We start from the raw sequence: 22,729 nt of genomic DNA on the forward strand, positions 1-22,729 counted from the left end.
GATGTTAGTCAGGAATTTCAAAACCACCTTCGGGCTCGTTGATGTCAAACAATGAGTTTACCAAGTCTTTGGTATCAAAAAGAGTATCCAAATGAGCCGTGTAAAGTAAGTTTTTCTCGTCATTTGATAAAGATTCCCATAATTCAATATCATTGACTGAAGCATTTATTACGTATCTGCTTGGGTCGAGCGGCTCATCCCCATCAGCAATGTAAAGCGGCTGAATAGCTACGTTGATTCGTTCGGCCCCGTACCTTTTTGTTAGGTCATTAAGAGATAACATCATCAATTGTTATGGATTAGCAGTTGAAAAATGGCACAACTTATTTTTCAATCACAAAGTAAGTTAAGTCATTTTAATAAAACAAATTATTTATTTTTGCTATTATGATTAAATATATATTGAAAATAATTTGCATTTTACTTTCATTATCAACAAACGGTCAGCCCTCTAAAGATAGTATTCAATCATCAAAAAGGGAGTTGATTACAACACTCAAAAGACTATCTCACGCAGATATTCTTCGACAATTTCCCAACATCGTTCAGTCAGATGCTTTAATCGCTTTCACGATTCCTTGCCTCCCCCCCGTAAACTATTGGGATGGGAATAGAGTCTCTTCCAACTTTGGATGGCGAAAACACCCACTCAATGGTCGATTTAGGCATCACAATGGTGTGGACATTGCGGGAAATAACCAGTATATCCGAACGACAGGAACAGGTTTAGTAGAACAAATAGATTATGATAACGGACTGGGGCTCTTTGTTATTATAAATCACGGTAATTCCTATCAATCCATTTATGGGCACCTGGCAAGTGTACATGTGCAAGAAGGACAATTTCTCCAAATTGGAGAAACCATTGGAATATTAGGTAACACAGGCCACTCCACTGGAAAGCATTTGCATTATGCCATCAAAAAAAATGGTCAATATGTCAGTCCCATTGAGTACTTGACCCTTGGATTGAAATTTCTTGAAGCACTTTCACAATGGAAATAACCTGTATTAACTCTATAGCCTCGTTGAAACCGCTCACCGTCAAAAAAATAAGTTTTTCAGTTCCTCGTTCGAATACTTATTGCTTATCAATAGTTGGTAATAAGAATACGCTTTATTGATGATAGTATCGGTGTACTGCAACGAAATAAAATTGACTCCGTTTTCATACAAAAATGACTGATATTGAAGCAAATTTTTGGCATTCCCCCGACCTGAGTACATATTTTTAAAATTATGATACTCAATCCCTACAGTCTCCGCTAACTGCTTTAGGTTCATTTTTTTGATTGACTCAAGGGTAGTAGTATCAGCTCTGTCAAAAATAGCATCCGTCATTTTACGATTTTTATACACAAAAAAAGAATACGTAAAGACCAGCTTCCAATAATACTCACTTGCTTCAGTATTTTCCTTGATAGTCGCTAATTTGGCTTGCAACTCGGCCTGTTCTTCAGGCTGTTCTGAAGAAATCTGTAACGTTTTTAGCACATCCTCGCCAACTAAAATCGGGTTATAGTTTCCTTTTTCGTCGGCAGCTAACTTAGGTCTTCCTCTTGGATTCATTGTATTTTACTTTTTCAAGGTAAACCGCTTGAGCGGTGGTTAGATTAGTTACTTTTTAGTGGGTATGGTTATTTGGTATTCCGCCATTTCGTACTCTATGAGTAGCGAAATATCTTGTTTCACTCGATGATAATGTTCTTGTAGGAGTTTATTCTTATAAGAAACCTTTTCAGACTCGGTAAGGGCATAGTAATCTACCTCGTACTTCTTCTCTACCAACCTCCCTAAATCGTTGATTTTAGGTAACTTCTCCGATTTTTGAAGTTGGTCTTTTTCTACGCTCACAAATGCTTTGAACGTCTTCAAATCAAACTCTTCGCCAAAATTATCCACAAACTGCCCCACAAACTCTCCTTGTTTTAAGGTAGAAATTTTTGAGGCAGGTATCACATCCGCTTGCTGTGTCGATACATTGATGGTAGTATCATTTTTAGAATACGTTATCGACTCTTTCTCTTGGTTTGTTTTACCAAATCGACGAGCCAACTTTTCGGCAGTTTCAAAAACTACGGTTCCCGAGAAAATATTACCTACAATATTGATAATTACTTTAGCCTCCCTTTCACCGTAGTCGCGAACTAGCTGTTCAAAATCTTGCAATCCTAACCATGTCGCTACTTTATTACTCCGTGCAGTAGCAATAAGCATGTCTATTCCTTTGATAAACATCGTCGGCAATTCGTCCCAAAACAATGCCGACTTTAATTTACCCTTTTTATTCACCAATTTCATCATGCGAGACGTGTAAAGCGAAAAGGCAGTTCCATACACGCTGACCCGCTCAGGATTATTTCCCGTACATAGTATTTTAGGTTCGTCGGGGTTATTAATATCTAAGCTAAAATCATTGCCTGTCATCACCCAGTACAACGTTGGCGACGAAAGCCGCGCCATCGGAATACGAACTGATGAAATCTGTCCTTCCAACTGCTCCATTGCCCCTCCTGCTTTAGCGTCAATAAAAGGACGTACATAAATCTCGACTTCGGGGTACTGTTCCATCACTTGGAATGTTTCATCATAACGTCGATTTGTAAATTCCAGCGTGTGGGGAAACGTACAAATTTGTCCCAATCGCTTAAAGTCTTGTAACAGTTTGGGACTTTGTTCACCTTCCACCTTCTGCTTCTCCTGTTCGTACAATTCCCGATATTTCATACTTACAGTGCGTAGATACCAGATAACAGAGGTCAAAAAATTAATTGCTGACTCAGGAAAAAACTCACCTTGTTTCTGCGCCCAAGTACGGTTCAAGTTCAACATGATTGTTTGAGCAGACTCATAGGCGTCCATAACATCGGTCATCAACTCGGGGAGAAGCGGATTGCAACGATGTGAGTACTCTATATCATCAAAATTAATGACATAGAATTGGGGAATGAGCGGATCACCATTGGCTTTTTTTCCCCATGCAAAGCTGTTTTCTCTTAGTGTTTTTAGGTAAGCATTGTAGGCTTCTTCGGTTAAGTCAGGAAACTTAAAGTCATAAACGTAAGCAGTATATCCTTTATATATAGACTGCCAAAGTGCAGGTATCAAAATTGCATACGATTTACCCGACCCAGGTACCCCTAATACCATTGTGGAACGGAACGGATTAACAATATTTATCAGCCCTTCTCTCCATTTACCTCGAAAATGGTACGTTGTTTTAAAATGAATAGAAAACTCATTCGTTACCAATGCTTCGTTTTGGGGAAACTCTTCATTCGTTTCATTAAAGATGTCATTTTCAGGCTGAGCAAAAAGCAAACGAGAAAGGTATTGGCCTGATTTGACCAAAAACAACGTACCTACCAATGTTACGATAATATAAAGCGTATCAATCAAGATAGGAGAAAAGGCTGTTTTGAGGTAAAGCAAAAAAATTGAACCCATGAATAAAGCAGTCCCAATTGCAGCATCAATCATTATTTTCTGCCTTTTCACATTTGGGTCAATCTTTCCTTTTGAGCCAAGTGAATATAAAAAAATCAAGAAATAGGTCAGAATTTTGGATAGAATCGGTGTGTTAAACAATCCAAATTGTCGATGAAGCTTAGTCAAAAACGTATAAATAAAGCCTCGAATTGGCAGACTTTCAGCTAAAATCTCATGGCAAAACCACAGAAAATGAAATACTAACAACAGTATGGCAATAATCAATAGCAGCTCAACCCCCTGAGCATATCCCTCTTTTTCCTTGCTCGAAAGCCCCGACATTGAACAATCAATTTAATTCGGGGCTTAAAATAATAAAAATATTTAATTGTGTGAAGTTAAAATATATTTTTATGTTATTCAAATAGATAAACGGCTGTATTTATACTATTTGTTCTCAAATACCCTTTTTAACTCCCATGCCTTAAAATCCTTAGTTTCATCCTCCTGCATTCGTTCTTTAAGGTGTTGATAATAGCGATACACTTTGTAATCGTTGGTGTGTTTGTAGTAGATAAATGCCCCAGCTAATGAGCCAGCCACAATTCCCATGAAATTATCTACTGAGTCTTGTACCATGTAGTAGGTCAAAAACCCAATGATGAGCGTCAAGCTCCAAATTAAGATTAGACGAACAAACCTCACCTGAATCAATGCCCAAAAGGTCACCGCAGCAACGAAGAATGTCAGTAAACCGTACGACCAATGCAAATCATATACCTTACAGACTTTGTACCCTGCATAAATACCAATAGCCAGTGCTTCATAATCTAAAATACCAATCGGGTACTCAATTTCTGAGTGATGTTTTTCGTATTCCCACCTCATCCTCTACATGTTCTTAAAATGTTCAATTAAGATTTGAGCTACCATATCTTTAATATTAATATCTTGCTCAACCGCTTTAAGTTTAATTTTCTTCATCAAGGAAGAAGGTATTTTTACATTAAATTGGGTGATTTCATCCTCTGGCTCTTTTACCGTTTTAGGAGTCACAGCCTGAACAGGCTCCACTTTTTGCATCGGCAATTCAGCTGGCTCTTTTGCGAGTTTTGTACTTAATTTACCAAGCCGATTTTTAAATTCGTCACTTACTGCCATTTTGTATTACTCTTTTAAAGTTGTTCAACTATCTCCTCTGCTAACGCCATCATTTCTTCACGGGCTTTTTCATCCTCAATGTTCCCTACCCCATTAGCTACAACTGAACGTATGTAACTCACTCGTTCCATTACTTTTGTTTTCAGGGTTGGAATAGAATAGCTATCCAAAATTCCCTTTATATCAGCATTTACACTCGTTCGGTATTTAACCATGTTTAAGACAATACCTGCTTTCATATCGGGGTTTTTCTTTTGCGCTTCTGCAATCAAGGCAATGGTTGCTTTAATTGCCATCACGTCTAAGTAACTCACTTTTGTTGGTACCAAAACAAAGTCTGAAATTTCAAACAAAGTGGAAAGTTGATCAGTCAAATAAGGTGGCGTATCAATTATCAGAATATCTAATTCGGGTACTTCTCCCGTTTCCAAAGCTTCCCTCGGTACAAGTGTTACTCCCTCCAGTAAATCTCCTAAGCCAACGACACTCCCTTGTAAATCGGTATCAAGAATACCTACCTTGAGTGTATCCTTAAACAAAAAAGAAAGATTGAGTGCCAAAGTCGTTTTACCGACTCCTCCTTTCTGATGCGCTACGGTGATTACTTTCATTGCGTTTATTTGCTTTTTTCTGCCACAAATGAACCAATAAATAGGAAAATATCAAAATAAAGATATACTAGAATATAAAAATATTAAAATATCTTTATATAAACTACCTCCTTGTATTTGTACATCTCTACCCTAAATCAATACATGAACAATAATACATTTCAAGTTTTAAATAAATAATATTTTTTATTTTAATTGACATTATAATTGTTTTGTTATTTACTTTGCACATCAAATTAGTAATAAGCCCAAATAATTCATGTATTTATGAAAAGGAAAAATTGCTACTTGTACACGCTTCTGTTAGCGACAGTAGCCCTAAAACAAGTCAATGCACAGAACGCGGGTGTTCAAAGAGGAGCCCAAGTGATAGAACAACAAGCAGCTGCTTTACAAGCTTATTTTACGCCAGTGACTACCATTATTTACGTCATTGCAGCTATTGTTGGCTTAGTCGGAGGGTTTAGAATTTACAGCAAATGGCAAAACGGAGACCAAGATACCCAAAAAGCCGCCGTGGGTTGGATGGGAGCCATTTTGTTCATTTTGGCCATTGCAGCTACACTACAAGCTGTGTTCTTTTAAGCCAATGAAACGACTTCAATATATCGTTTCTTCATTTTTGCTGGCTACACTAATGAATGAATATACATTTGCTCAATCAGTGGATTTGACAAAGAAAAGTGGATTTTCGAGGGTGGGAATTGGTGAACAGTTTACCGAACCTCTACACAATAATCTTTCTATGTTCGTCACCTTTACTTATTTGGTCTGTGGATTCATGGGTATGATTGGAGGGCTTCGGATTTATACTCGCTGGCAATTAGGTGAAAGCGAACGCATTACCACTGAAATTTGGCGGTGGGCAGCCGCAATACTTGCTGTGATTGCTATCACTACGGGGCTGAGTGCTTATGTTTCAGCAATGGAAGTTGGTTCTCCGCGGGTTACTGAACAAGATTTTGGCATTAACCCTTAACGATGGATTCATTCTACGCCATAGCCCGAAATACATGCCTATCACTGGCTGCTGCTGCTGCGGTGATAGCTGGACTGCGACTGTTCCAAAAATGGAATCGAGGTGAAGAAGTGGAAGGCATGATTTTTATTTGGTTAATCGGAATCCTGTTTGCGGGTGGTATCGTAGTCATGGTAGATAATTTTATTGTGGGTGGAGCTTATGTCTTCTTCACTGGTATTTCGGGGACAGCAGAAGGACTTTCCATTGAACTTTATCATGCTTCACTATTACTTGGTATTGTCATTACAATTGTGGGTATCATCAAAATCTACCGAAAATTTCAAAATGGTGAAGAAGACCTTTATGAATATATGCTCAAATGGTTCGGGTCATTGTTGTTTTTGTTCAGTATGGGCTATTTAATCAGTGCAATTCTATGAAGTCTTTTCCTGTTTTTAGGGGCGTTGACAATGAAATTGAGTTTCGAGGATTACGAGGCAAATATTTCTATTACGCCGCTGTCGGCATCATTGCCAGTATTTTCCTGACGTTGTTTTTGTACATCATCGGGTTGAATACATTGATTGCTATTTCGGTATTGTTGATGAGTGCAGGCAGCACGCTTTTTTATACCTATGATGCCAATAAACGGCACGGACGCTGGGGAGAAATCAAATTAGCGGTCAAAAATCACAAACCCTTTTTTGTTTACCAAAACCGTTCGTTTGCTCGATTGATTGAAGTACAAACTTTATCCAAACGCAAGTGAAAAGTATCAACCAAAACAAAGCAAAAAACCTTGAAACGCTGTTCCCAATTTTGGCGGTGGATGCCGAAACAGACATCATTGTTTCCAAAAATGCAGATTTGACGGTAGCTTTTGAAATGAAGGTGCCTGAAATCTTCGCCATTTCGGACGGCGAATACGATACGCTGCACGATGTGTTGGTTCGAGCAATCAAGATTTTACCCATCGGATACATGATTCATAAGCAGGATATGTTTATTGAGGACGAATACCATCCAAATTTTGAGAGTGCCTATCTGCAATCTAACAATTATGTGGCGTGGGAAAACGAACGGCACTTTGCCGAGCGCCCCTACCTACGGCATCGGTGTTATTTGTACATTACTCGTCCTGCTTCTTCACCTTTAAAACGAACCAGTCAGCAGTCCTCGTTCCTCAAACGTCATTTAGTACCCAAGGAAATCCAAGACCCAAAAACATGGATTGAATTTACGGACATTGTGAATCAATTCGAGGCAATCTTCAACGATTCAGGAAAGGTAAAGCTAAACAGGCTAAATAAAGACGAAATTCTCGGTACAAAAACTGAAACAGGTCTTTTTCAAAAATACTTTTCGCTTTCATTCGATGACGAAGTGTTATATGACCTCGAAACAAAAGACGGGTTAAAAGTGGCAGGTAATACAACTTACACCTACGCCATTACCGAACTCAACGATTTTCCGAACGATTTACAAAATTCGGCTCGGCTCGAACAGTTCTCCACCGACAGCAGTCATTTTCCCATTTCAACGGGTTCGACGCTGGGAATGATGCTATCTTGCAATCACGTATATAACCAAGCGTTAGTGATTTGCGATGGTGATACGATGGTAAACGAAATGGTCGGAGAAGTACGACGGCACTATTCTTTTTCGGCATGGTCAAAGGAAAACGAAGTGAGTATTTCAGCCAAAGATGCCTTTATGGCAGAAGTGAAAGCCAACAACCGCAAAGTCGTAAAAGCACACTTCAATGTGATGGTTTTTCACCGAGATTCCGAAATCGCCGACCATTATCGTTCATTGACTGCGGCGGCAATTTCTAAGTTAGGTTTCAAACCAAAGTTAGCCACTTGGGATGCTGAAACGTTGTTCTGGGCGTGCATCCCTGGGAATATTTCTGAAATTGGAACGGATAACTTGGCTACCTGTTTTTTGGAGGAAGCAACGAGCATTTGGAACGTAGAAACCAACTACCAAGACGGCTTTTTCAACAAAAACGGAATTCTACTGACCGATCGCTTTGGGCGTCCATGTATGGTTGACCCATTCTTTGCCCCGTTGGAAAAAGGGTTGATTTCCAACCGAAATTTTATGGTCATTGGCCCATCAGGATCAGGTAAGTCGTTCACAATGAACAACATCATTTACTACTTGCTTTCCCATGGTGTACACATCAGCATGGTGGATGTGGGGCACTCGTACAAACGACTGTGCAAACTCATGGGCGGAAGGTACATTACCTACGAAACAGATAACCCCATTAATTTCAATCCCTTCTACATGAAGGACTTGAACCCTGATGAAGAAACAAAGGATGCTTTGGCGAATTTATTGATGGCCCTTTGGAAAAAAGACGGGGAACGGTCGTCCAAATCCGAAGAAGTAACAATTTCGAGCATTGTTCACGAATACTACGTGGCTCTACGTCGCAATCGAAATGACGGAAATGATATTTTTCCATGTTTTGATAGCTTTTATGAGTTCACTCAAAATCACTATCCTGGCATCTTTAAGCAAAACCAGGGGCGTTCAGAAAAGGAATTTGACTTACAAAACTTTCTATACGTTTTACGTCCCTATTACAAAGGTGGGCAATATGACTACTTGCTCAATTCTCGGCAAAACATTGACCTCATGGATTTACCTTTCGTAATTTATGAGTTAGACAACATCAAAGACCACCCCGTATTGTTTCCCGTGACAACCATTATGATTATGAACACCTACGTTCGTAAACTATTCAGTGTAAAAGGAGTATTAAAAATGTTGGTCATTGAAGAAGCGTGGAAAGCTTTGGCAAAAGACAGTTTTTCTGACTTCTTGCGATGGTGTTCAAAGACCGTTAGGAAGCATTACGGCTCATTGGGGGTTGTTACACAGGAAGTAGATGATTTGGTTGGAAATGTCATCGTCAAAGATGCCATTATCAACAATTCGCCCATTAAATTTCTGCTCGACCAGAGCAATTATGAGAAACGTTTTGGCGAAATCATGCAGACACTGGCACTCTCCGAAAAGCAAGCGAACATCATTTTGAGTATCAACAAAGGTAAAAACCCAAACCGTCCACCATACAAAGAATTGGCGTTGTTAGTGGGGGACTATTGCAAAGTTTATGGGGTTGAAGTTTCCAAAACGGCCTATGGGACTTTTACCACTGAACGACGAGAAGTGGAGGAAATTCAAGATTTAGCCCAAAACAAGTACAATGGCAACCTTGAAAGTGCCGTAAAAGCGTGGGCAAACGGTGAACGAACAATTGTTTTTCAACCTTAATACTTACTCTCATGTTACGCTTAAAACCCTTAAAATTACTGGCTCTAATAGGCTTCTTGGCCTTTTTTCAATTGAAAGCCAATGCACAGTTTGTAGTCTCTGACCCTTTGCATACGGCAGTTACACAACTCATCAAACTGCTGCAAGACCCTTCATTTAAAACCTTGGTCAAAAATGTCGAAAAGTTGAAAAAAGTAGCCAGTGGAGTACAACAATTTCACAGGGGAACCCAGTTGGTTTCAACCATTACCCAAACAACTTCGATGCTCAATCAAATGGCTAATTCAATTGGAAGGGATGGGCATATTTATCCTGCCGAGTACCAGCTAATTATTCAGGATTTTCAAGGTTTAACCAAAGCAGGAACGGATATTTTGAAAGATATGAGGCAATCTACCTCACAAAATATCCTTGAAATGAATGATTCCGAACGAATGAACTGGCTCAACATGGCGCACGAACGAGCGGGAAAATTTCAAAATCTGGTACAAGCATACTACAATCGAATCCGAGCTATGTCCATGAGGAGAGCTGGAAATTTACGAGATCGACAGGCTACGGCCAAGCTCTATGACATTGCCTTAGCAAACGTTACAAGTAACCCATTAGGGGGAAATTTTAACTTTAACAATGGCAACGAACAAGCTTATGATGCTTTTTACCCAGAAGGAAGTTCTGTTTTGGACAACTACACCGAAACCGAGGATGCTGTCAAAATGCGTCAGGCACAAGAGGATTTTAACAAACGTCTTTTAAATTATCAAGATGAATTACAAATCGCCGAAATGAAGGCACAGCGCATAGCTTTATCCATGAAAATTGCAGAAGGATACCGACCGATTGAAAACTGGGCTGGGACAAAAACGGTAGGTTGGGCAACCCCTGACGGTAAAGAGATTTCCAAAGAAGAATTTGAGGTCATTGTCAAAATACTCGGAAGAGAATTACTGGTTCCGATGCGAGAAGAACTGACCAGAAAATACCGAATTGACGAGGGTATCAAACTAAAATAGCATGAATTTCGATATTCTAAAAACGCTCGAATACGTCTATCAAAGTACACTCACCAGTTCTAATGGTGCAGCGGAGAAAATAGAAGTCAGCATACGGGCAGTGGCGGGGATTGGTGCGTTGGTCTATATCTTTTCGAGATTGATTGGGCAAATTTCCCGTAACGAACCGATTGACTTTTTCCCGTATCTACGTCCGTTTCTTATGGTCTTACTCATTGCTTCCGCTCCCAAAATGTGTGATGTGATGGACGCTTTTGGCAAGAAAACAGTAGGTTTGGTCAACGCATCAAACGGAGATTTGTACGAAAAGGTCAAGAAGAACACCGAAATGATACAAAAGAAAATTCGGGAGAAGTGGGACGAAATTGGTACCAACCCACAACGCTACAGAGAAATTTTCGGTGGTGACTTAAACGAAGACCGTGAAGCATTCATGGGTTTGGGTAGTGTAGGCGTTGATTTCAAAATTGGATTCCAACGTTTTTCAGAGGAATTTAAGTTTCAGATTTTGTCTGCCCTTCAAGATATTTTAATGGCAATCATGCACTTGGCCGAAGCCATTTTATTCTTGATTTCCATTTGTTACCGCCTCGTGCTAAGAATGGGCGCACCCATTGCTTTTGTATTAGCTATATTTCCTGGCTTTACTCAAAATATAGCCAGTTGGTTTGGTAGTTACATCAACTACACACTTATGCCTACCGTTGCGGCTTTGTACAGCAGCATTGCCTTTGCCGCTTCTGATGCCTACCTGAATGCCTACGATGCTGCTGCTGCTATACAGTCGGGAGGAGCTGAGGCTCAGCAACCTGAGTATTTAGGATTGGCCTACATCGCCTTACTCGTCATGTTTCTGATCGGCTATTTTCAAGTTCCTTCTATGACCAATATGCTCGTAACCGTAGGAGGTGTTGGTGCAATGGTGCAAGGAGCTACTCGCATGGTTAATCAAACGCTTGGTAGTGCAGCCTCATCAGTTACCAAAGGAACGACTGGGGCAGGTACTCGAATATTGAGAGATACGAGCAAAGCTTCATTGGATGGTTTAGTAAACATTCCCAAGAACGTTTCAGCAGGTGCCCAACAAGGTTCTAACAAAGGTGCAAGCTATGGTTCACAAGGGAAAGTAGTCGGCGGGGTAATTGGTGGAGTTGGTGGCTTGGCTAAATCTACCGTTGGAGCAACAGCCCTCGGAGCCTTCAATGCTACTAAACAGGAAGTTAAACGCCAAAAGAATCGCTTGAATCGTAAAATTAACCGTCTGTAAACCCATGCTTTTAAAATCAATTCAATACCGAAATAACCTACTGTACCGCCACCGAAAAGCGCTCAATTTCAATCTTGGAGCGTTGGGGTTATTGGCCTTCATGACGATTGCAATAGTAATTTGGTCATTTAAAAAATACCAACGCAACACGGCTAAAACCTATGTTTTTCATCAAAAAGGGGCATCCATAGAAATTTACGACGACAAAAAATGAAAGAATTATTGCAATTAGAAAAGGACTTCCAGCGAGGTAGATTGCTGGTCATCGTGGCGTTTGCTTGTTCGTTTCTCATCTCTATTGCGGCAGTGGTGCTGGCGTTCAAATACAGTAACGATTTCTCAAAACGCATCTATCTGGTCAATCGAGGTGAGGCCATCGAAGTAACCTGCGGAGACGTTACTGACAATCGTCCTGCCGAAGCCCGTCATCATGTAAGCCGTTTTCACGAACTATTCTTCAATGTTTCGCCTGACCCAAAATCCATTGATGACAATATGAAAAAGGCATTGTTTCTCTGCGATGAGTCAGCCAAGAAGTTACATGATAACCTTAGCGAGCAAAATTTTTATCGTGAAATGATTCAAGGAAACGTAACTCAACGGGTTAAAATAGACTCTGTTCTGGCAGATTTACGAGCATACCCTTACCGAGCGATTACCTACGTTACGCTGATTCAAGAACGAGCTACCGCCATTTCAGAGAGGCAACTTATTACGCAATCGTATCTGGTGGACATCAATCGTTCTGATAACTCACCGAATGGTTTTTTGATGCGTGACTTTCAAATTCTTACCTCCAAAATCGTACGGGAACGTTCAAAATAGGTATGCGCTCATTATTCAGAAAAACCAAAAAAGAGGAAGAACTCACTGCTTTTCAAGTAGGCGAACAAGTTGGCAAATGGTTTTCAGAACAAGCTATTAAAATAGCAATCTATCTAAATAGTTGGCAATACCGAGCAGGTTTTCGAGTAAGGAACGTCCTGATTTTAACTGTCTTGCTTTTTTTATTTGTATGGTTCATCTGGCAACTAAGCAATGTTTTTAACAGCGATTGATATTTTCTCAAATAATGCACATGAATGATAACCCAAATTCGCACCACATACCCATAACAGCAGGAGCTGAAACGGCTAAAAAATTGAGTTTGAACAAAAAACAGTTGGCCATGTTTCTAATCCCAATTGCTTGCTTGATTGGAATTGGAATTTTTGGCGTGATGGGGGGATTTATTTCCACTGACCAAAGTACTTCTACTGACAGTACTCACCTCGACTTAGCTCCACCCGAAGCAAAGCTAAAAAATGTGAAGGGGGATGAGAAGTATGACAAAGACTTTACCCCCTCCGACCTAAGCCCGAACCGTTCGGGTACCAATCCCCTTGATCAACACGCTGCTCAAAATACCGAAATCCTCACGGGGCAGAACCCGACGCAACGCCTGGGTACAAATGAATACTTGACTGAAAATGATTTGCAAGCAATTGAACAACGGAATAATCAACTACAATACGCTTCACCTACTCAGCAAAAAGCATTTCAAAAGCGTCAGTTTACCCAGCAAAACCAACGACAACTGAGGGAACAGCAACGGGTGTTGAATACGATGTATCGCAGTCCGAAAAGTAAGGAGCAATTAACCGAGGAACGCCAAGACCAAGCCGACCGTGATTTTAATCGCCGTGCAACCGAAACTGTTTTGCGTCAAATTGAAATGGCCAATCAAAGAAATATGGGTGGGCAACCCGAAGTTGGAGCATCCCCTACCCTATCTGCCGAGCCACTAATGAGCAAAGAATATTTGACCCTCAAAAAAGCCTACGGAGGCCAGTTACCTGCCGAATACCGTACATTGTTCAAAAAGGAAATAGAAGCAGAGAACAAGGGGCTGCTTAAAAATGAAGCTGTAGAGCCCAGTACCTTAATTTTGACAGGATCCGAAAAGAAAAGTACTAACGGTTTCTACGGAGCTAACAGTACAAAAACCAACCCAAAATCAGCCCAAACAAACAACACGGCCATTGAAGCAGTAATACACGGCGACGGTGACAAAGTGGTAGTGGAAAATGGAAGTACGCTGAAAATTCGATTGACTGAAACCGTACAACTTCTGCTAAATAGCGAACGAGTTACCTTGCCAGCCCACACACTACTGGCAGGAACTTGTCAGATTAACGGAGAAAGAATCAGCATTATCGTCAGTAGCATTCGACTCGGAGCGGCCCTTTACCAAACCAATCTTACTGTTTACGACTTAGATGGTAGAGCGGGGTTGTATGTTCCTAAAATTCGAGAGAAAAACATCATGGCCAATAGTTTGGGTCAATCAGCACAAACGGCGGTGGCTTCACCATCTTTCTTTATTCAGCAAGGCAGTTTAGGGCAACAAGTGGGTACTCAAATGGCCCTGCAAGCAGGTAACTCACTATTCTCTGGGGTCAGGGCCTATGCCCAAGCGAAAATTGCGAATGTGAAAGTAACCGTAAAACCCAATTACAAAATCTTACTCAAACCCACCGAACGGGGGAGTTCGTTCGGAACAATCAACGAATAATAAACTATCTTAATATGAAACTATTTTTCTATCCGACTATGTTGGTCGGTCTCATCTTGTCGTTTTCAGGTTATGCTCAAAAAGAAGGGGTTTCAGTAGCTAACCCAATATTGACCCAATCAATAAACAGCACTCCTTACATTTTACCCATTGACAAAGGCTCAGTAAAAGGAAGTTACCCCATTGGGGTTTCTAATCGAAAAACAACTCATATTATTTTTCCCGCCAAAATCAGAGAATTTGACGCTGGCACAGGCGATGTAATTACCCAAATACCCGAAACTGTGCCGAATATCCTGCGAGTAAAAGCCAAAGAAAAAGCCGATTTCTGCGAAACCAACATGACGGTTATCACCGAAGAAGGCGGTTTTTACAGTTTCTTGGTTCGTTTTCAAGAGGATCCCGAAATCCTAAACATCAACATCGCCAATAATCTATTGGCAGACAATTTTACTTCTGACCAAAAAGGGATAAACCACAGCCCTATTATTTCATTGTCCAGTGAGAAAAATGAAAACGAGATGCTAACCGAATGTCAGAAGGTTCAAAAATTGACTTCATACATTCGGAATATAGGTGCTTCTAAAATGAAAATGACATGTTTACTCACCAGCCTATACGTGAAAAACAAAACAATTTATTTTCAAATGAGCATCAAAAATGACTCAGAGATTGATTACGAAATTGATTTTTTCAAATTTTACCTGCGAGACAAAGATGTACTCAAACGAATGGCGGCCCAAGAAGTAGAGATAAAACCTTTTACCAATTATCCCAAAACATTGACTACCATCCGCAGTAATACCGAATACACCACAGTGTATGCCCTTCCCTTACGAACTTTTCCTGAAGACAAGGTAATTGAAGTAGAGCTATACGAAAAAGACGGTGGTCGCCATTTGCGTTTCCAAGTGGAAAGCGACATCATGCTGCAAGCCAAGAATCTTTAATCCTTTGATTTTGAGTCAACAATGAAGAATACTAAACTATCAAAATATTTTTCTATTCAAATAGCTACCGTTTGGTTCGTCTTTGGACTTGCGGCAAATGCCCAAAACCACTTAAAAGGGCAACGGTTTTTTGAAGGTTATTTGGGAACAGTGGACGGTTTTCGCCCGCTTAGTGGCCTCCAAATACTACTTTCAACAGGAAGATACAACCGTCATTACAACGCCTGGAAAGCCACTGCCAGTTACCAACGCAAAACCTCTGAACTCGTTGATTCAACCAACATCCCACAAGAACAATTTACCTTGGGATATGGCTACGAATTTATTTTACACCGCAATGCCACCCGTACTTTTTTTGTACGGGGATTGGCTCAACCCTTCGCTGGATATGAGTCAATCAACCATGACCAAGCTATTTCCGAAACTGCAACTCAACGTTCCAAGTTTCTGGTAGGCCTGGACGCTGGCTTCGAAGTAGAAATAAACCCCGTTGTCTTCGGTTTCCGCCAACGGTGGAACCCTACCTCCTCGGTGCAGGCTTTTCATTCAACGGTGTTTGTGGGGGTGAGGTGGCATGGGAGGTGATAATCACTCAATATCATCAAAAATTAATTTTCCGTTAGTAAACTCAAAAGATGCCACACTTCTGTTGGGAATCGTTCCTACTTCAACATAACTATTATAGATACGCCCATCTCCATTTTCGTTCAGAACTGTAATAGTAAAAGGGACTTTGGCTTTTTCTCGGCTCTTATATAGATTAACTCGAATCGTGTGTTTTCCCAAAGGAATACTGTCCCAATTGACATTTTCTTGGGGATTGCTTACAAATTCACCACTGGCATTTTTATCTATATCTAATTCACCAATAACGCCCTGATATTCAACTATCTTTTTATTGTAAGAAATAGTCCCATTTGGTGTTTCTACGTGTAAGTCTAAGTCATCAGTGGTGTTCCAAGCCAGATTGACCCGAAGTTTACCTGCTGTGCCTTGTAGTGGTTCATCTCGCAAGTAATTAAGTCTATTCAGTTCTTGTCGTAATCTTTCTTTGGCTGCACTATCAGTGGTTTCACGTAATTTTCTTTGAGTCTGCTGAATGACAGTATCAAAAAGCCGCTCTTTTTTTATTTCTGGTTCTTCTACGACTTTTACAGATTCGGTCTCATTGTCAAAGTTTACCTCTATTCCCTTCTTAATAAACTTCAAAACCTCTTGAAAATCAATGAAGATGATGTAAAGAATTGGGGTATCACCAAGGCGTAAAGCACCGTATCTGATTTGCTTTTCCTCTTTTTTTATATCTCCGAAAATCTGTTTGTATGGATAGTTTTTAGGACTGTTTTTAAAGCCATCCATTCTGTAATACGTCAAATCCCAATCAAACGAAATCGAATATCTTGTTTTGAAAATAACTTTTCCGTTGTTGTCTTTCTGTATATCTTTGATTAACTCCGCATAGATATAATTTTGCACATAGTTCTCTTCCTGCTGAAACTCTATTTCTGTTTTGAGTCTATCAACATCCAGAGCCTCGAAGTTTGCAATGCCACACTCACCCTTTGCCCCTTTTTTGTCTTTGAAAAATGTTTCTAAAATAGGCTGAATGAAACGCTCATTTACCTCCCTACGCATTTTTGGATGAAGCGCCAACATAGGATTAAATGGGCTGATGACATTATGAGAAGCGTTGTATTTTATCATACGGCATAAAGGCTGACGTAGTGTTGCTGTAAAATGTTGAAGTTAATTTTACAAACCTTAATCTGTGATTTATTGAAGTCGTCGCTTGGAGTATCTAACACTTTTTTAAATGCTTCAAAGTTCGGATTTTCAGAGTAATATGGAATCCAAAATTCGCTTTCTGTTTGAGAATTTTCTATGTTTTGTTGAATTGTCCACTCATATATCAACTGCTTCTGAATATCGGCTTTAATCTTGTTCTCTCCTCTTTCATCAACTGCAAATTCATGATAGTTGTGGTAGTCAGCTTCTTTCATATACTTGTAATCAATGATTTTAAGGCCAATTTTTGCTAAATCTGTTTCAATTGCATCAGCATAGTTCAGCTCATTATAGACATATTGCAATAATCCTCTATTCAGAGACTCATAATTTATACCATATATTGGCCCTTTTTGTAAATGATCGTCTAAAATTTGTTTACACCTGTCAAAAACCCTTTTGGGTAACTGATTGAATAGTACTTTATATCCCCATTCACGTCCCTGTGCGTTAGTAAGAGATTGTTTTGTGTAAAGTTTTTCTAATAGAACTTCACCTCTAAAATCAACTAATTCCAAGTAAACTAAATCAGGTCTTAACTCTCTTGGAGGGTTGCGGCTAATATCGTTGATTTTCAATACAAAGGGGCTGTTTCTGATGCCGTCACGTAGCCATAATTTACCATTAATATCAGCAAATAAAATTTGTGGCTTCAAATAGCTTTGCAACATATACGTTTGGCACATATCCTCCCAAACATCATAGAAGTTGCTGATACCCCAAAAAATTCCTTCGGTATCGTTTGTTTTCTCTCCATACAAAAACGATTCTATGGCATCATAGAAATGCCAAAAATCTTCGTCTTTATAAACTGTTTCGCTTTCGATGTCTTCTAATTGTATTCTTAATACCTGCAAGGTTTCAGCAAATGTAATCTCATCAAAAAGGCTACTATCTGGTTGTAAATGATGCTCTTTGAAAGTCTCAGATAACTCAAATGCTTTGTCAGGGACGGTGTCTAATTCACCCAACTCTTTCTTGATTTCAGTGTAAATAAAACTAAAAAATTGAAGAATAGGCGGGCTGCTTTGTACCAAGACACTTTTTGCGATAGTCATTTCGTCTAAATAAATGACGTCATTTTCTAAATAGGTGGCTTGGTGCAGATAACGGTGAATCTTTGAGTAATCTATGTCGGTGGTACGAACTTGCTTTTTCTCCAAAGATGATATTTTGAGTTCGTCATAGCCTTCCAAAATTTTATCAAGGGCATTGAGTTTTCCGTAAAATACGGTCTGTTCTTGATTTTGATTGACGAAACTAAAACCATTTTCAAACTCATAAATTCCGTCACGGTCGGTTTTTCGTTCTTCATCGTTCAAGCCTTCTACCTTTCGAGATAGGTAAACTTTGAACGTACGATACATCCTAAAAAAGAATGATTTAGTAGTTTCATAATCATTATTGGGGTTAAAATCGTCGAAACCAAGCGGAAGCCAAAACTCTAAACGGTCAGGGCTGGATTGGCTACGTTGAATCCCTACAAACGAATAGTGCCTACGTCCGTGCTCTTCGTCGGTTCTGATAAAATCTATTTTTGAGAGGTCAAACATCTAACGATTCAGAATTTTATCAACAAAGTTTTCAACCTGTTCTCTGCGAGTAAACTGTCCAAAAGTGACTATTTCACTCTCAGTTACGCCCAATAAATCAGCCAAAGGCTTTTTATTATTGCCGAAAACGCTATCCCACAAGAAAAACATCAACTTGTTTTTCAAATGTTCTTCGGTGATAACCTCTTCATTGATAAAACGATAACCGATTTGCTTATCCTCAATCTTGCGTATGTGTTTGCTACGTATGTAGTCGTTCAATTTACCAACAAGATCTACCCAAGTACATTTTTTTGTTCCATACAACATCACATTTCGGTGTGCTACGGATTCCCGTTGGTCGTCATCGTCCACATCCACAAACTCCCAGTCCCATCTTCGTTTAAAAGCATTATCCATGAAGTAAATGGAATTATCGGAGGTGTTCATGGTGGCTAGTAGCGATAGATTCGGGGGAATAAAGATCCATTTCTCTTTGAATACTACTTTTGTTACCTGATTTTTTTCTCTTTCATTTAGATTCTTAAAAAGGTTTTCTAACAACTTATCCTTTTTAGTTTCTGACAGGCCTGTGTGCTGATTGTACTTAAAATTATTATTCAATTGTTCATCATAGTCGTTGTAGCTGGACTTATTCTCAAAACCAATTTCAGCCAAGAGCTTTTCGTATTCTAAATCTGAAATAGTTATGCCGTAAGACGACCAACCATCTTTTTCTCTGTCGAGCAATTGAAATACTGTACCAAAAATTGCTGCTGAATTCCCTCGATTTATTTCATCGATAACTAATACAACATTATCCGCCTGTCTCGAAGGGCTGTCAGAAATGTTTCCATTTTCATCTATATATGTGTCTATAATATTCCTGTAAGCACGAGCAAGAGCTTTGAGAAAATGTCCAGCGTAATAGTTATATTCAACTTTATGCTCCATTTTTTTCTTTTTAGAAATGGGCAATAGTTTACCCATGAAGTCACCATAAGTATATTCAGGGTGAAAAACAGTCTTGAAAACGTTGGTCAAACTTTGGATATCAAGCCTTTTAGGTATTATCTCGTCTGTAATTCTATGGCTTTTGCCAGTTCCTGGGCTTCCGAAAAGAATTCTTTGGATGGGTTTGGTGGTCATTTTATATTATGGTGTTAAAGTTGCAATATATAATTTATCGAATTATTTGGTGTTGCTTTTTAAGCAAAATACTAAAATATCTTCCTATCTAAATACTCAACTATTTTAATTTTTCAATGTTGCCCACCAACAACGCTATATACTCCTCCTTCATCTCATCCGACAAAAAACTCTGTTCAATCAGCCCTAACAGGGCCGTTTGTTTCTTGACAAACTTAGCATAAACCCGTTCGCAAGATTTGGCAGGAATACCCAGCTTTGTGGCTAATTCGTCAAAATCGGCTCGTTTGAGTCGGTTTTTCTTGCCATTTATCGTTAAAGCTGACTCTTCCAGGTCTTCAGGCATAGCCAATTTAGTAGAAACCCAATCATAGGCAGGAGATAGAGCCACTTCTCCGTTGTCAAACCGAATCAACGAGAAATTTTTCAGGTGCATGTCGGCATTACCCGTGATAAAACAAAAAACCACCAACTCAAATAGAGCCAACGCTTCCAACCCTTTGTTGGTTGTATAGGTACGAATCGTTTTACCCACTCTTTCAATAGAGCCTCGGTATTTGTGTTCGGTTAGATTCTCCGTCAATTGACATAAATCCTCTATGTGGATTTTTCTATTTTTTTGTCGGTCAAATCGTTTGGTCAGATATGCCAATTTACCCGATTGCAGTCGAATCAGTGTATGTTCTGCCGTTTTGAGCCCACACAAAGCCGCCAACTTCATAGTCAAGTCTTCATTTTCGGGTAGTGATTCAAAAAGGTCGGTTGGTGGTTTGAGAATGTAACTGCCCCACAACCCTACCACTGTAAGGCGGCTTGTTTGGGCATTTACTTTTTCTAAATCTAACGAAAGTTTAGGCTGCACACCCGTTACAGCTACACTACGAATGATAAGTCGTCGAGCCATTTCTCGCAAATCATCAGTTCCCAAATTGAGGGTTGGCGGTATGGTTGTTCCAAAAAACTTCTTGCAGCACTTGGTATGGAAGTCTTGTTCCTGCTCACTCAAAGGCTGATAACAATAAAGGCAGCGTTGGTTCATGGCTCACTATTTTCAATGTTCTTTACACTTACTGCCCCAAGGCAATCTTGACAAACGGTAAGTAATAGCCCCATTCGGTCTCGTGGGTTGAGCTTCCAATTTTGAATGGCAATATCTAATAACCAACCCTCTGGAATCAATCCGTCAAAAAATGGAAACAGCACCTTGCTTTTATAGGGAGCCCCCCTCAAAGGTAAAGTTAAGCTCACTGGTAAATCATTATTCATCAAATACCCCGCCTCGTACGTAAATACGTATCCATCATCTTCTTCGCTAATGATGCCCGCTAATTGGTCTTGGTAATAAACTTCTCCGCTCCTATTCATGGTCAACCTCCTTCTTAACGGGTCCAACTTCACATCCAAACAAATCTAAAACCTGATTTACCTTGTCAAGTCGTAAGGTTTCTTTACCCTGTTCAAGCTCTCTAACAAAGCGAAGTCCTACGCCCGATTTTTCGGCCAAATCCACTTGGGTCAATTTTAACAACTTGCGTTTATCCTTCACATATTGAGCAATAAGGCTTTTCATTTATACCTGTTCGGGGTTATTTTACTAATACTTAGCTATTTTATACCTGTTCGGGTACGAATATAGCAAATATTATTCAGTTTATACCCGAATGGGTACAGACTATTTTCAATCCTATTATAAACAAGGCATTATTCCTAAGCTTCCACCTTCTTCCCACCAAGGTGAGCCGTAGTATTCATCCATTGCCAAGGTGAACAAGGCATCTCTTTCGGCCTCGCTCCTACGCTGCCAACTTGGTAGCTCGTTCCATTCATCACAAAGCCTGATTTGCCACAAATACCCTGTTGTATCAAAAATCTGATACATATCTGCCGATTGCTGTTGTACTCGAACCAATCGAAACCCCAATGCTTCGGCTCGTCGTTTAGATGATTGTTCAATGGGTAAAGTTGTTGTTTCCATTGGAAATAGTTAGATATTTTAATATCTAAATATACAGATAATAAACTATTTCACCAAAAATGAGGGTTTAATGCCTAATTTTTTTATCCAATGGATTAACATTTTTGATTTGAAAATGATTGAGTTACGACAATAATACCTATTTTTGTTCGCATATCGCAATTTGCGAACAACGAACATGAAAAAGCACAATGGAATGCGACCACTTGATATAGTGGTTCTATCAAAAATTATCGCTTACGGGCATGACGAGTGGAAAACCCGTAATTTGTCGAATGATTTGGGTATTAGTTTATCCGAAATCAGCGAATCACTCAATCGCTCCATGATTGCGGGTTTAATAGACAATGAAAAACGTAAAGTATTTAGAAATAACTTATTGGATTTTTTGCAACATGGCGTCAAATATGTGTTTCCTGCCATACCTGGCCCCTTATCAATAGGTACGCCGACGGCACACTCTGCCCCATTTTTCCAAGCCCAATTTATTTCAAATGAAGCGTTTGTTTGGCCTAACCCTGAAGGAAGTATCCGTGGACAAGTAATTGAACCTTTATATGTTTCAGTAACAAATGCGGTTAAAAATGACCCTATTTTGTATGAAATATTAGCTTCTATTGACATATTAAGAATTGGAAGACCACGTGAAATTAAATTAGCAAATCAAGCACTTAAAACCCTTTTCGATGCCTCAGTACAACCAGCATATTAATTTATTGCGAATTAAAGCTGTGGCCACGGCTTTACAAGAACTCAATGAAAATGTGGTCTTTGTTGGTGGAGCTACTGTTGCGCTCTATGCCGACGTTCAAAAATCAGTAGAAATCAGGCCAACAAATGACGTTGACGTGGTTATTGAACTCGCTTCTTACAAAAATTATGGAAATTTGGATGAACGGCTTCGTTCAATCGGCTTCCAAAATGATATAGAATCAGGTGTAATCTGTCGGTACAAAGTCCAAGGAATTATTGTTGATGGCTGCAACTCCCGATTCGGGCCAAAAGTAAGATAGATCAGAAGCCAAAGGTTAGAAGGCTTTTAATAAATTAAGGT

28 protein-coding genes are annotated in these 22,729 nt (G+C 39.6%); 15 read left to right on the forward strand and 13 right to left on the reverse strand.

The window, feature by feature from the left end; translation table 11 throughout:
- Nucleotides 1-4: 4 nt before the first annotated feature.
- Nucleotides 5-286 (reverse strand): hypothetical protein, encoded by a 282-nt coding sequence (locus AC23P2_RS24540; protein WP_487775627.1) that lies wholly within the window; start codon nt 284-286, stop codon nt 5-7.
- Nucleotides 287-483: 197 nt separating this feature from the next.
- On the opposite strand from AC23P2_RS24540, the gene AC23P2_RS24545 reads away from it, so the two are divergent.
- Nucleotides 484-1,005 carry a M23 family metallopeptidase gene (locus AC23P2_RS24545; protein ID WP_487775628.1) on the forward strand — a complete coding sequence of 174 codons (522 nt, stop codon included), beginning with the start codon at nt 484-486 and terminating at the stop codon, nt 1,003-1,005.
- 39 nt (nt 1,006-1,044) lie between these two features.
- Here AC23P2_RS24545 and AC23P2_RS24550 read toward each other — a convergent pair whose 3' ends face one another.
- The 5 genes from AC23P2_RS24550 to AC23P2_RS24570 all read right to left on the reverse strand — a co-directional run bounded on the left by AC23P2_RS24550 (nt 1,045) and on the right by AC23P2_RS24570 (nt 5,201).
- Nucleotides 1,045-1,569, reverse strand: a complete 525-nt coding sequence (locus AC23P2_RS24550) for a hypothetical protein (protein WP_487775629.1) — start codon at nt 1,567-1,569, stop codon at nt 1,045-1,047.
- 48 nt (nt 1,570-1,617) lie between these two features.
- Nucleotides 1,618-3,771 (reverse strand): YWFCY domain-containing protein, encoded by a 2,154-nt coding sequence (locus AC23P2_RS24555; RefSeq protein ID WP_487775630.1) that lies wholly within the window; start codon nt 3,769-3,771, stop codon nt 1,618-1,620.
- Nucleotides 3,772-3,876: 105 nt separating this feature from the next.
- A complete protein-coding gene (locus AC23P2_RS24560; protein WP_487775631.1) occupies nt 3,877-4,317 on the reverse strand; it encodes a hypothetical protein in 441 nt (146 codons plus the stop codon).
- A 3-nt stretch (nt 4,318-4,320) separates the two neighbouring features.
- The gene (locus AC23P2_RS24565) at nt 4,321-4,590 is read right to left on the reverse strand and encodes a hypothetical protein (RefSeq protein ID WP_487775632.1); all 270 of its coding nucleotides are present in this window, start codon (nt 4,588-4,590) and stop codon (nt 4,321-4,323) included.
- A 14-nt stretch (nt 4,591-4,604) separates the two neighbouring features.
- Nucleotides 4,605-5,201: a nucleotide-binding protein gene (locus tag AC23P2_RS24570; protein ID WP_487775633.1), complete on the reverse strand. Its 597-nt coding sequence runs from the start codon at nt 5,199-5,201 to the stop codon at nt 4,605-4,607.
- Nucleotides 5,202-5,468: 267 nt separating this feature from the next.
- Between AC23P2_RS24570 and AC23P2_RS24575 the strand changes: the two genes are divergently transcribed.
- The 12 genes from AC23P2_RS24575 to AC23P2_RS24630 all read left to right on the forward strand — a co-directional run bounded on the left by AC23P2_RS24575 (nt 5,469) and on the right by AC23P2_RS24630 (nt 15,819).
- Nucleotides 5,469-5,786, forward strand: a complete 318-nt coding sequence (locus AC23P2_RS24575; RefSeq protein WP_487775634.1) for a DUF4134 family protein — start codon at nt 5,469-5,471, stop codon at nt 5,784-5,786.
- Between the two features lie 4 nt (nt 5,787-5,790).
- Nucleotides 5,791-6,180, forward strand: a complete 390-nt coding sequence (locus tag AC23P2_RS24580; protein ID WP_487775635.1) for a DUF4134 family protein — start codon at nt 5,791-5,793, stop codon at nt 6,178-6,180.
- A 2-nt stretch (nt 6,181-6,182) separates the two neighbouring features.
- A complete protein-coding gene (locus AC23P2_RS24585; protein ID WP_028666164.1) occupies nt 6,183-6,602 on the forward strand; it encodes a DUF4134 family protein in 420 nt (139 codons plus the stop codon).
- Nucleotides 6,599-6,931: a DUF4133 domain-containing protein gene (locus tag AC23P2_RS24590; RefSeq protein WP_487775636.1), complete on the forward strand. Its 333-nt coding sequence runs from the start codon at nt 6,599-6,601 to the stop codon at nt 6,929-6,931. The genes AC23P2_RS24585 and AC23P2_RS24590 overlap by 4 nt, the downstream gene beginning before the upstream one ends.
- Nucleotides 6,928-9,450 carry a TraG family conjugative transposon ATPase gene (locus AC23P2_RS24595; protein WP_487775637.1) on the forward strand — a complete coding sequence of 841 codons (2,523 nt, stop codon included), beginning with the start codon at nt 6,928-6,930 and terminating at the stop codon, nt 9,448-9,450. The genes AC23P2_RS24590 and AC23P2_RS24595 overlap by 4 nt, the downstream gene beginning before the upstream one ends.
- Before the next feature lie 11 nt (nt 9,451-9,461).
- Nucleotides 9,462-10,463, forward strand: a complete 1,002-nt coding sequence (locus AC23P2_RS24600; RefSeq protein ID WP_487775638.1) for a hypothetical protein — start codon at nt 9,462-9,464, stop codon at nt 10,461-10,463.
- A 1-nt stretch (nt 10,464) separates the two neighbouring features.
- Nucleotides 10,465-11,730 (forward strand): TraJ family protein, encoded by a 1,266-nt coding sequence (locus AC23P2_RS24605; RefSeq protein WP_487775639.1) that lies wholly within the window; start codon nt 10,465-10,467, stop codon nt 11,728-11,730.
- Nucleotides 11,731-11,734: 4 nt separating this feature from the next.
- Nucleotides 11,735-11,944: a hypothetical protein gene (locus AC23P2_RS24610; protein WP_487775640.1), complete on the forward strand. Its 210-nt coding sequence runs from the start codon at nt 11,735-11,737 to the stop codon at nt 11,942-11,944.
- The gene (traK, locus tag AC23P2_RS24615; protein WP_487775641.1) at nt 11,941-12,555 is read left to right on the forward strand and encodes a conjugative transposon protein TraK; all 615 of its coding nucleotides are present in this window, start codon (nt 11,941-11,943) and stop codon (nt 12,553-12,555) included. The genes AC23P2_RS24610 and traK overlap by 4 nt, the downstream gene beginning before the upstream one ends.
- A gap of 253 nt (nt 12,556-12,808) precedes the next feature.
- On the forward strand, nt 12,809-14,284 hold the full coding sequence (gene traM / locus AC23P2_RS24620) for a conjugative transposon protein TraM (RefSeq protein WP_487775642.1): 1,476 nt from the start codon (nt 12,809-12,811) through the stop codon (nt 14,282-14,284).
- A gap of 14 nt (nt 14,285-14,298) precedes the next feature.
- Complete coding sequence (gene traN / locus AC23P2_RS24625) at nt 14,299-15,234, forward strand: conjugative transposon protein TraN (RefSeq protein ID WP_487775643.1); 936 nt, start codon at nt 14,299-14,301, stop codon at nt 15,232-15,234.
- Nucleotides 15,235-15,255: 21 nt separating this feature from the next.
- Entirely contained in the window at nt 15,256-15,819 is a 564-nt protein-coding gene (locus AC23P2_RS24630) for a conjugal transfer protein TraO (RefSeq protein WP_487775644.1), read from the forward strand.
- A gap of 3 nt (nt 15,820-15,822) precedes the next feature.
- Here AC23P2_RS24630 and AC23P2_RS24635 read toward each other — a convergent pair whose 3' ends face one another.
- The 7 genes from AC23P2_RS24635 to AC23P2_RS24665 form a co-directional block, all read right to left on the reverse strand.
- Nucleotides 15,823-16,938, reverse strand: a complete 1,116-nt coding sequence (locus AC23P2_RS24635) for a DUF2135 domain-containing protein (RefSeq protein WP_487775645.1) — start codon at nt 16,936-16,938, stop codon at nt 15,823-15,825.
- Nucleotides 16,935-18,572 (reverse strand): hypothetical protein, encoded by a 1,638-nt coding sequence (locus AC23P2_RS24640; RefSeq protein WP_487775646.1) that lies wholly within the window; start codon nt 18,570-18,572, stop codon nt 16,935-16,937. Before AC23P2_RS24640 ends, AC23P2_RS24635 begins: the two co-directional genes overlap by 4 nt.
- A complete protein-coding gene (locus tag AC23P2_RS24645) occupies nt 18,573-19,700 on the reverse strand; it encodes a hypothetical protein (RefSeq protein WP_487775647.1) in 1,128 nt (375 codons plus the stop codon). It abuts the gene before it with no gap.
- A 100-nt stretch (nt 19,701-19,800) separates the two neighbouring features.
- Nucleotides 19,801-20,739: a HipA domain-containing protein gene (locus AC23P2_RS24650; RefSeq protein WP_487775648.1), complete on the reverse strand. Its 939-nt coding sequence runs from the start codon at nt 20,737-20,739 to the stop codon at nt 19,801-19,803.
- The gene (locus tag AC23P2_RS24655) at nt 20,736-21,065 is read right to left on the reverse strand and encodes a HipA N-terminal domain-containing protein (protein ID WP_487775649.1); all 330 of its coding nucleotides are present in this window, start codon (nt 21,063-21,065) and stop codon (nt 20,736-20,738) included. Before AC23P2_RS24655 ends, AC23P2_RS24650 begins: the two co-directional genes overlap by 4 nt.
- On the reverse strand, nt 21,058-21,270 hold the full coding sequence (locus AC23P2_RS24660) for a helix-turn-helix transcriptional regulator (protein WP_487775650.1): 213 nt from the start codon (nt 21,268-21,270) through the stop codon (nt 21,058-21,060). Before AC23P2_RS24660 ends, AC23P2_RS24655 begins: the two co-directional genes overlap by 8 nt.
- A 117-nt stretch (nt 21,271-21,387) precedes the next feature.
- Entirely contained in the window at nt 21,388-21,675 is a 288-nt protein-coding gene (locus AC23P2_RS24665; RefSeq protein WP_487775651.1) for a hypothetical protein, read from the reverse strand.
- 178 nt (nt 21,676-21,853) lie between these two features.
- On the opposite strand from AC23P2_RS24665, the gene AC23P2_RS24670 reads away from it, so the two are divergent.
- Nucleotides 21,854-22,387 carry a hypothetical protein gene (locus AC23P2_RS24670; protein ID WP_487775652.1) on the forward strand — a complete coding sequence of 178 codons (534 nt, stop codon included), beginning with the start codon at nt 21,854-21,856 and terminating at the stop codon, nt 22,385-22,387.
- Nucleotides 22,362-22,688, forward strand: coding sequence for a hypothetical protein (locus AC23P2_RS24675; protein ID WP_487775653.1), 327 nt, complete (start codon nt 22,362-22,364; stop codon nt 22,686-22,688). Before AC23P2_RS24670 ends, AC23P2_RS24675 begins: the two co-directional genes overlap by 26 nt.
- Nucleotides 22,689-22,729: the final 41 nt, after the last annotated feature.

This window comes from Runella sp. R0.1_18, assembly GCF_057652155.1.